Source organism: Stutzerimonas stutzeri (assembly GCF_024448935.1).
GTDB lineage: Bacteria > Pseudomonadota > Gammaproteobacteria > Pseudomonadales > Pseudomonadaceae > Stutzerimonas > Stutzerimonas stutzeri_AO.
The window spans coordinates 22,525-30,411 of the sequence record NZ_JAMOIE010000060.1 but is presented as its reverse complement, the minus strand read 5'-3'; the positions used below and the strand labels follow the sequence as shown (position 1 = coordinate 30,411).

Here is a 7,887-nt window from a genome sequence, read left to right as displayed (position 1 = left end):
GTTGCTCGAAACTGGAGTAACGAAGAACTGAACCTGCCATGAGCGGATAGTCCATCGCAGCAGTATACGACGTCAGTCCGGTTAGATGGTGACCCCGTGCCATCATTACCAAAGCCATTGCTACCTGCCGCCATTACTCTTCGAGGGGCTGTCGGGCAAACCCATCAGCGCCACGCTGCGCCCGGGCAAGCGGCCCACGGGGCGAGAGCGCGCCGCCGCCATCGTCGGGCGCGTGTTGCGCCTGCTGCGCCGAGCCTGGCCGCACACTCACATCGTCCTGCGCGGTGACCGGCACTTCGCCAATCCCGAACTGATGGCTCTGTGCGAATTGGATGAACAACTCGACTTCAGCTTCGGCCTAGCCGGCAACCCGGTCTTGTCCCCCAAGGCCGAGCCACTGCTCAACAAGTCAACAAGGCGCGGGCGTTGCGCCAATCCCGACTCGACTACGCCCACGGCACAGGCACAGCAGGTGTGCGGCTGTATGAAAATATTGACTACAAGGCGCTGGACCATTGCGGCGCCAGCCCTTTTTTCGGGTTGACGGTTTGGTATTTTTCTACCATAGTTTGTACGGACAACCTGACATCCATACAAAGCAAACAAGAAGAGGAGCGCCTCCATGGGCGTCAAGCAAGTAGGGGAGAACCGTTATCGTGGGCAGATCGGCCGGTATTACGAGGATTTTCAGGTCGGTGATGTGTACGAGCATCGTCCGGGCCGGACGCTGACCGATGCCGACAACATACATTTCTCACTGCTGACCATGAACTACCACCCAATGCATTGCGACCTGGCCTACGCCGAAAAGAGCGAGTTCGGCCGGTTGTTGGTCAACAGCGGTCTGACGGTTGCGATCGTGCTCGGTATGACCGTGCCGGATGTCAGCGGCAAGGCGATCGCCAATCTTGGCTGGACCGCTATCAAGCTCACCGCGCCGGTGTTCTCTGGCGACACCATCTACGCCGAGTCCGAAGTGCTGGACAAGCGAGAATCTCGTTCACGACCGAATCAGGGCATCGTCCAGGTCAGAACCACGGGCAAGAAAGCCGACGGGACGGTGTTCATGATCTTCGAGCGCACCGCGCTCATCCAGAAGCGCGAGGGCAACACCCTCGACGAGGCGGCCAATTACTGAGCTCGCCATTGGCCGGCAGCCGGCAGCCGTCAGCCGTCCGTCGCCCAGGCAAGTAAACGCTGTAGCTACACGAACATCCTCAACAAAAACAATTTCGAGGAGATACCTCTGATGAAGCTCAAGCGCATTCTCGCGGCTACGGTCGCATGTTGCTCCCTGTCGTTGCTACCCCCGCACCTGTTCGCCGAAGAACTGGTTTTGCCAAGCGAAGTAGCGGCCAGCCACTGGAAAACCCGCTACATGAAGGAGTTCGCCGAGGCGGTGGACAAGGGCACTGGCGGAGAACTCGACGTCAAGATTTTCCCCGCGGGCCAGTTGTATAACGACCAGGATGCGCTCGCCGCACTAGGCACCGGGGCGGTGCACATGGTCTGGCCGGTGTCGGTGCGGGTCGAATCCATCGATCCGCGGGTCGGTGTCATCAACCTGCCGTTCGCCCTCGACGCCGAGCGCATGGCCAACCAGTGCTACGCCGACGGCCTTACCGAGCTGCTGTCGTCCTACGTCGAGCCGCGCCAGCTGAAGATCCTCGGGCTGCTGCGCACCGCCGACCTGTTCTTCATCTTCAGCGACCGCAACGTGCAGAAGCTCGAGGACCTCAAGGGCAGCAAGATCCGCGTCACCGGCGGCCGGGTATTCCTCGACACCATCCGCAGCGTCGATGCCAGCCCGGTGTCGATGGCCGCCTCGGAGATGAGCACAGCGCTGGCCCAGGGCGCGATCGATGGCGTGTTCACCTCGGCGGCTGGTTGGGCGGAGATGATCGGCGCGACCGGCAAGTATGCCTACTACGTGCCGAATCTGTCGATGAGCACCTACGCGGTGGTGGTCGATCGTGGCTGGTTCGAGGGCCTGCCAGAAGATCAACAGACCGCGATCGAGGTGGCGTTCGCCGAGATCATTCCCCGGCAGTGGCAGGAGGTGGCGATCGAGGACCAGGAGCTGATCGACAAGATGGTCAAGGGTGGAGCCCAGTTCCACACCGCTTCGACTGAGGACATCGAACGCTGGAAAGCGCTGTCGGCCGGCAATATTGAACGCTTCTCCGAACGCTACCCAGAGGTCCAGCCGAAGGTCGACGCAATCGCTCAGAGCTGCACCAATGGGGATTGAACTCATGCAGACCAATAAGGCCCATGCATCGCTGCGCCAGCGTGATGCGCGGCGGACGGCAAGCGGGCGTCTGGGTCTTTCCGGCGGACAATTGCTGCACAGTATCGCCACTTGCGTGTTCCTCGTTTCCATTGCAGTGATGCTGTTCGAGGGGGTGTCGCGAGCGGCATTTGATCGCAGCTGGTTCTGGGCCGAGGAAAGTGTGCGCTACCTGATGGTCTGGGCGTTCTTCCTCACCCTCGGGGTCACCGGGCGCGCCGGGCACCACATCCGCACCGAGTTGCTGGTCGACCACCTCGGCCCACGCCTGCGCAAGACCTGCCATCTGCTCGCCAGCCTGGTAGGGGTGGCCTTCTGCGGCCTGCTGTTCTACGCCTCGCTGCCGCAGGTCCAGCGCTACTACACGATGGGAATGATGACCGAGTCGAACCTCGACCTGCCGGTGTGGCTGCTGTTCCTCATCATGCCGCTGGGGGCGCTGCTGTACCTGACCTACTACCTCGGTTGCACGGTGCGCGCCTGGCGCGGCGAGGACCCCTTCTCCAATCCCGAAAAGGCCGAGGGTTCGCCCCTCTAGGAGAGCGCCATGCTGATTGTGCTTGCTCTGGTGACGATGCTGCTGTTCCTGGCCATCGGCACCCACGTGGCGGTGGCGCTCGGGCTGGTGACCACCGGGCTGATCCTGTTCGCCGCCGGCGTCCCGACCACGGTGATCGCGCAGACCGCGTTCAAGTCGGTCAACAGCTACCCGTTGATGGCGATCCCGATGTTCGTGCTCGCCGGCAACCTGATGATGAAGGGCAACATCGCCGAGCTGCTGATCCAGCTGGTCGGCAGCGTAGTCCGCGCGGTACGGGGCGGGCTGGCGCTGACGGCGATGATCTCCAGTGTGTTTTTTGCCGCGGTTTCCGGCTCCAGCGTCGGTTCGGCGGCGGCCATTGGTGCCTCGACGGTTAGCGGGTTGGACCGGGAAAATTATCCGCCACGTTTTTCCGCTGCGATCGTCGCGGTAGGCGGCACGCTCGGGTTGATGATTCCGCCATCGCTCGGCTTCATTCTCATCGGTTCGATTGTCGGTCTACCGGTCGACCAGCTGTTCATCGCCGGCGTGTTTCCAGGACTGATGGAAGCGGCGCTGTTGATGCTGGCGGTGATCGTCTTTTCCCGGCGCGGCGGCTATGGCGGCGTGGTGCAGAAAGCCGACTGGGGTGCCTTCTCGCGCAAACTGCCAGGCGCCGGAGCCGCGTTGATGATGCCGGTGCTGATCCTCGGCAGCATCTACACCGGCTATTTGACCCCCACCGAGGTGTCCGCCTTCGCCGCCGCCTACGCGGTGGTGCTGTGCCTGCTGGTGTATCGCAGTGTCACGGTCGGTGGCGTCTGGGAGGTGGCCAAGGATTCGCTGCTGCAAACCACCATGATCTTCGCCGTGGTGATGGGCGGTAGCCTGGTCGGCTTTGCCCTGGCACGCATGGGGGTGTCGGCCAGCCTGGTGTCCTTCATCACCGACATGGACATCCAGCCCTGGCAGTTCCTGCTGCTGGCCAACCTGCTGTTGCTGGTGCTGGGGATGTTTCTCGACGGCGTGGCGATGATCGTGCTCACCGCGCCGCTGCTGTTCCCGGTGGCCACCCACCTGGGCATCAACCCCATGCACTTCGCCGTGATCATGGTCGCCAACGTGGAGATCGCCACGCTTACCCCGCCGATCGGGCTCAACCTGTTCGTCATGAGCGGCATCACCAAGCAGCCGGTGCACGAGGTCGCCCGTGGCGTACTGCCTTTCTACCTGGTCCGGATGATCGGCCTGACGCTGATCACCTTCGTTCCCGCCATCTCACTCACGCTTATCAGCTGAGGAAAACGCCATGAATATCGCACTGGACACCTCCAACGCCACGCAACTCATTGCCGGCGCGCTCGCCGAATTCGCCGCCAACCTGCGTTACGAGGACATCCCCGAAGAGATCCGCGAACGCGCCAGGCACCTGATGCTCGACGGCATCGGCATCGCCCACGCCTCGACCCACTACGACTTCGCCCACCGCTCGCTGGCCGCGGTCGCCGAGCTGGGGCAGGGCGACAGCGACGTCATCGGCCTCTCCGCCAAGCTGAGCCTGCGCGACGCCGTGCTGATGAACGGCATCCTGGTCCACGGCCTGGATTTCGACGACACCCACGGCCCGGGCATCATCCACGCCACCGCCAGCTGCCTGCCGACCGCCCTCGGCGTCGCCGCCCAGCTCGGCCTGAGCGGCCGCGAACTGCTGACCGCCTACGTGCTGGGCATGGAGATCGGCACCCGGCTGGGCGCGGTGGCCAAGGGCGGCTTCCACCAGATCGGCTTCCACCCGACCGGGCTGGTCGGCGCCTTCGCCTGCACCCTGATCGCCGGTCGCCTGCAGGGGCAGAATGCCGCGCAACTGGCAATGGCCCAGGGCATCGCGCTGAGCACCGCCAGTGGCAGCATGGAATTCCTCCAGGACGGCGCCTGGACCAAACGCATGCACCCGGGTTGGGCCGGCGTTGCCGGGATCACCTCGGCGACCTTGGCGCGGCACGGCTTCATCGGGCCGAAAGCGGTCTACGAGGGGCGCTTCGGCCTGTTCAAGAGCCACCTCGGGCCACTGGAGGAGAACTGCGACTACGCCCTCGCCACCCAGGGCTTGGGCGAGGCGTGGGAAATCGAAAACGTCTCGGTCAAGCCGCTGCCGGCCTGCCACTTCACTCATGCCTGCGCCGACGCCGCGGTGCTGATCCGCCAGCAGCCCGGTTTCGATCCGCAGCAGATCGCCCACATCAAGGCGCTGGTGCCGGCCGGGGTGATCAAGACGGTGTGCGAGCCCGAGCAGTACAAGCGCCAGCCACAGAACACCTACGACGCCCAGTTCAGCATCCCCTACGCGGTGGCCAGCGGGCTGGTGCGCGGGCGCTTCGGGCTGGCCGAGATCGATCCGGCGGCCATCGGCGACAAGGTGGTGCTGCGCGTCGCCGGCCTGGTGGAGTACGCCGCCGACCCGGATTCGACCTTCCCGCGCCACTACACCGGCGAGGTGATCGTGACGATGCGCGACGGCACGGTGTTGCGCCACCGCGAAGCGATCAACCGCGGCGGCTGCGACCGTCCGCTGAGCAACGCGGACATCATTGCCAAGTTCCGTGAAAACCTCGCGCTGGTCGCCGCCAACCAACGCGCCGACAACGTGCTCCAGGCCGTCCTGCAGCTCGACGAGGCCCCGGCCCGGGAACTTTCCCGCGCCCTGGCGGCACGTGCCTGACCCACCTTTCAAGGAAAGCGAACAGATGAACGATTACAACGAACAAGAAGGAATGATTCTGGCTGCTCTGGACCGGTTCCTGGAAACCGAGGTCCAGCCGCACGTGCACCGGCTCGAGCACGACGACATCTACCCTGAAGAGATCGTCGAAAAGATGAAGGAACTGGGCCTGTTCGGCTGCGTCATCGCCCCGGAATACGGCGGACTGGGGCTGAGCACATCCACCTATGCCAAAGTCGTCGAGCGCATTTCGCGGACCTGGATGTCGCTGTCCGGCATCATCAACTCCCACTTGATCATGGCCTCGGCGATTCAGCGTCACGGCACCGACGCACAGAAGGCCCGCTTCCTGCCGCGCATGGCCGCCGGCGAGCTGCGCGGCGGAGTAGGGCTCACCGAGCCGGACGCCGGTACTGATCTGCAGGCCATCCGTACCGTGGCCCGCCGCGACGGCGACCACTACGTGGTCAACGGGGCCAAGACCTGGATCACCAACAGCCTGTACGGCAACTGCCTAGCGCTGCTGGTCAAGACCGATCCCAACGCCGAGCCGCGGCACAGGGGCATGAGCCTGCTGATCGCCGAGAAGGGCCCTGGCTTCACCGTCGCGCGCAAGCTGGAGAAGCTCGGCTACCGCGGCATCGACACCTGCGAGCTGGCGTTCCAGGACTACCGGGTGCCGGTCGACTGCCTGATCGGCGGGGTCGAGGGCGTCGGCCTCAAGCAGGTGCTCTCGGGCCTCGAACTCGGCCGCATCAACGTCGCCGCCCGCGGCGTCGGCGTGGCCCGCGCGGCACTGGAGGAATCGGCCGCCTACGCGCAGATCCGCAAAACCTTCGGTAAACCGATCTGCGAACACCAGGCGATCCAGCTGATGCTGGGCGAAATGGCCACTCGGGTCGAGGCCTCGCGCCTGCTGGTCGAGTCTGCCGCGCAGGCGTTCGACAAGGGCGAGCGTTGCGATATGGAGGCCGGCATGGCCAAGTATTTCGCCACCGAGGCGGCGTTGCGCAACGCTACCGACGCCCTGCGTATCCATGGCGGCTATGGCTATTCCAAGGAATACAACGTCGAGCGGCTGTACCGCGACGCGCCACTGCTGACCATCGGTGAAGGCACCAACGAAATGCAGCGCATCATCATCGCCAAACAGCTGATCCAGAGGAGTCCGGTATGACATTACCCCTCGAAGGTGTGCGCATCGTGGCCGTCGAACAGTACGGGGCCGGGCCTTTCGGCACCCAGCATCTGGCCGACCTCGGCGCCGAGGTGATCAAGGTGGAAAACCCGGCGGAGGGCGGGGAGGTCGGTCGCAGTGTCGGTCCTTATTTCTTCGAGAAGGGCGATAGCCACTTCTACCAGTCGTTCAACCGCAACAAGAAGAGCATCGCACTTGACCTGAAGAACCCGCACGACAAGGACGTGCTGATCGACCTCATCAAGGACGCCGACGCGCTGTTCGACAACCTGCGCGGCGACCTGCCGGCCAAGCTGGGGCTGACTTACGAGCAGCTGAAAGAGCACAATCCCAAGCTCGTCTGCGCGCACCTGTCGGCCTATGGCCGCGAGGGCTCGCGCAAGTCGTGGCCGGGATATGACTATCTGATGCAGGCCGAGGCAGGCTACCTGTCGCTTACCGGGGAGCCCGGCGGCCCACCGACGCGCTTCGGTATTTCGATCATCGACATGATGACCGGTACTACGGCGGCGCTGGCGTTGGTTTCGGCACTGGTCGGTGCGCGTGCCACTGGCGTCGGGCGAGATATCGACGTAAGCCTTTATGATGTCGCGATGCACAACCTCAGCTACCTGGCGACCTGGTACCTCAACGAGGGCGTGATGACCGAACGGGCGCCTCGCTCGGCACACCCCTCACTGACGCCAAGTCAGCTGTACCGTACCGCCGATGGCTGGATCTTCCTGATGTGCAACAAGGAGAAATTCTGGCCCGTGCTGGCGAACCTGATCGGCAAACCGGAATGGGCAACCGATCCGCGCTATTGCGACTTCAAGGCGCGCCTGGCCAATCGCGAGCAGTTGACCGAAGAGCTCGATACCGTGCTGATGACAGCCAGCACCGAGCAATGGCTGGAGCACTTCGGTGGCCAGGTGCCGGCGGCGCCGGTCAATAATGTCGCCCAGGCGCTGGAGAGTTCCTTCGCCAGGGAGCAGGGGCTGATCGTCGAGATGCAACATCCGGTGCGTGGCCCGGTCAGGACCGTGGCCTGTCCAATTCGCTGCCCCGGCGAGGCGCTACCTACAAAACCCGCGCCCCGGCTCGGTGCCGACACCGAAGCGCTGCTTGCCGAGTTGGGCCGCGCCAAGGAGCGCTTCAAACCTCTTACAGGAGTCAAATGA

General features: G+C 64.0%; 7 protein-coding genes and 1 pseudogene. All 8 read left to right on the top strand.

Annotated elements, in window-relative coordinates:
• Positions 1–100: 100 nt before the first annotated feature.
• Positions 101–507, top strand: a pseudogene (locus NA637_RS16640) (transposase); the annotation flags it as partial.
• Positions 508–622: 115 nt separating this feature from the next.
• Entirely contained in the window at positions 623–1,138 is a 516-nt protein-coding gene (locus NA637_RS16635; RefSeq protein WP_256073423.1) for a MaoC family dehydratase, read from the top strand.
• A 111-nt stretch (positions 1,139–1,249) separates the two neighbouring features.
• Positions 1,250–2,251 carry a TRAP transporter substrate-binding protein DctP gene (gene dctP, locus NA637_RS16630; RefSeq protein WP_256073422.1) on the top strand — a complete coding sequence of 334 codons (1,002 nt, stop codon included), beginning with the start codon at positions 1,250–1,252 and terminating at the stop codon, positions 2,249–2,251.
• Between the two features lie 4 nt (positions 2,252–2,255).
• A complete protein-coding gene (locus NA637_RS16625) occupies positions 2,256–2,828 on the top strand; it encodes a TRAP transporter small permease (RefSeq protein ID WP_256073421.1) in 573 nt (190 codons plus the stop codon).
• Positions 2,829–2,837: 9 nt separating this feature from the next.
• On the top strand, positions 2,838–4,109 hold the full coding sequence (locus tag NA637_RS16620) for a TRAP transporter large permease (RefSeq protein ID WP_256073420.1): 1,272 nt from the start codon (positions 2,838–2,840) through the stop codon (positions 4,107–4,109).
• A gap of 10 nt (positions 4,110–4,119) precedes the next feature.
• Positions 4,120–5,529: an MmgE/PrpD family protein gene (locus tag NA637_RS16615; RefSeq protein WP_256073419.1), complete on the top strand. Its 1,410-nt coding sequence runs from the start codon at positions 4,120–4,122 to the stop codon at positions 5,527–5,529.
• A 25-nt stretch (positions 5,530–5,554) separates the two neighbouring features.
• Positions 5,555–6,706, top strand: coding sequence for an acyl-CoA dehydrogenase family protein (locus NA637_RS16610; protein WP_256073417.1), 1,152 nt, complete (start codon positions 5,555–5,557; stop codon positions 6,704–6,706).
• Complete coding sequence (locus NA637_RS16605) at positions 6,703–7,887, top strand: CaiB/BaiF CoA transferase family protein (RefSeq protein ID WP_256073416.1); 1,185 nt, start codon at positions 6,703–6,705, stop codon at positions 7,885–7,887. Before NA637_RS16610 ends, NA637_RS16605 begins: the two co-directional genes overlap by 4 nt.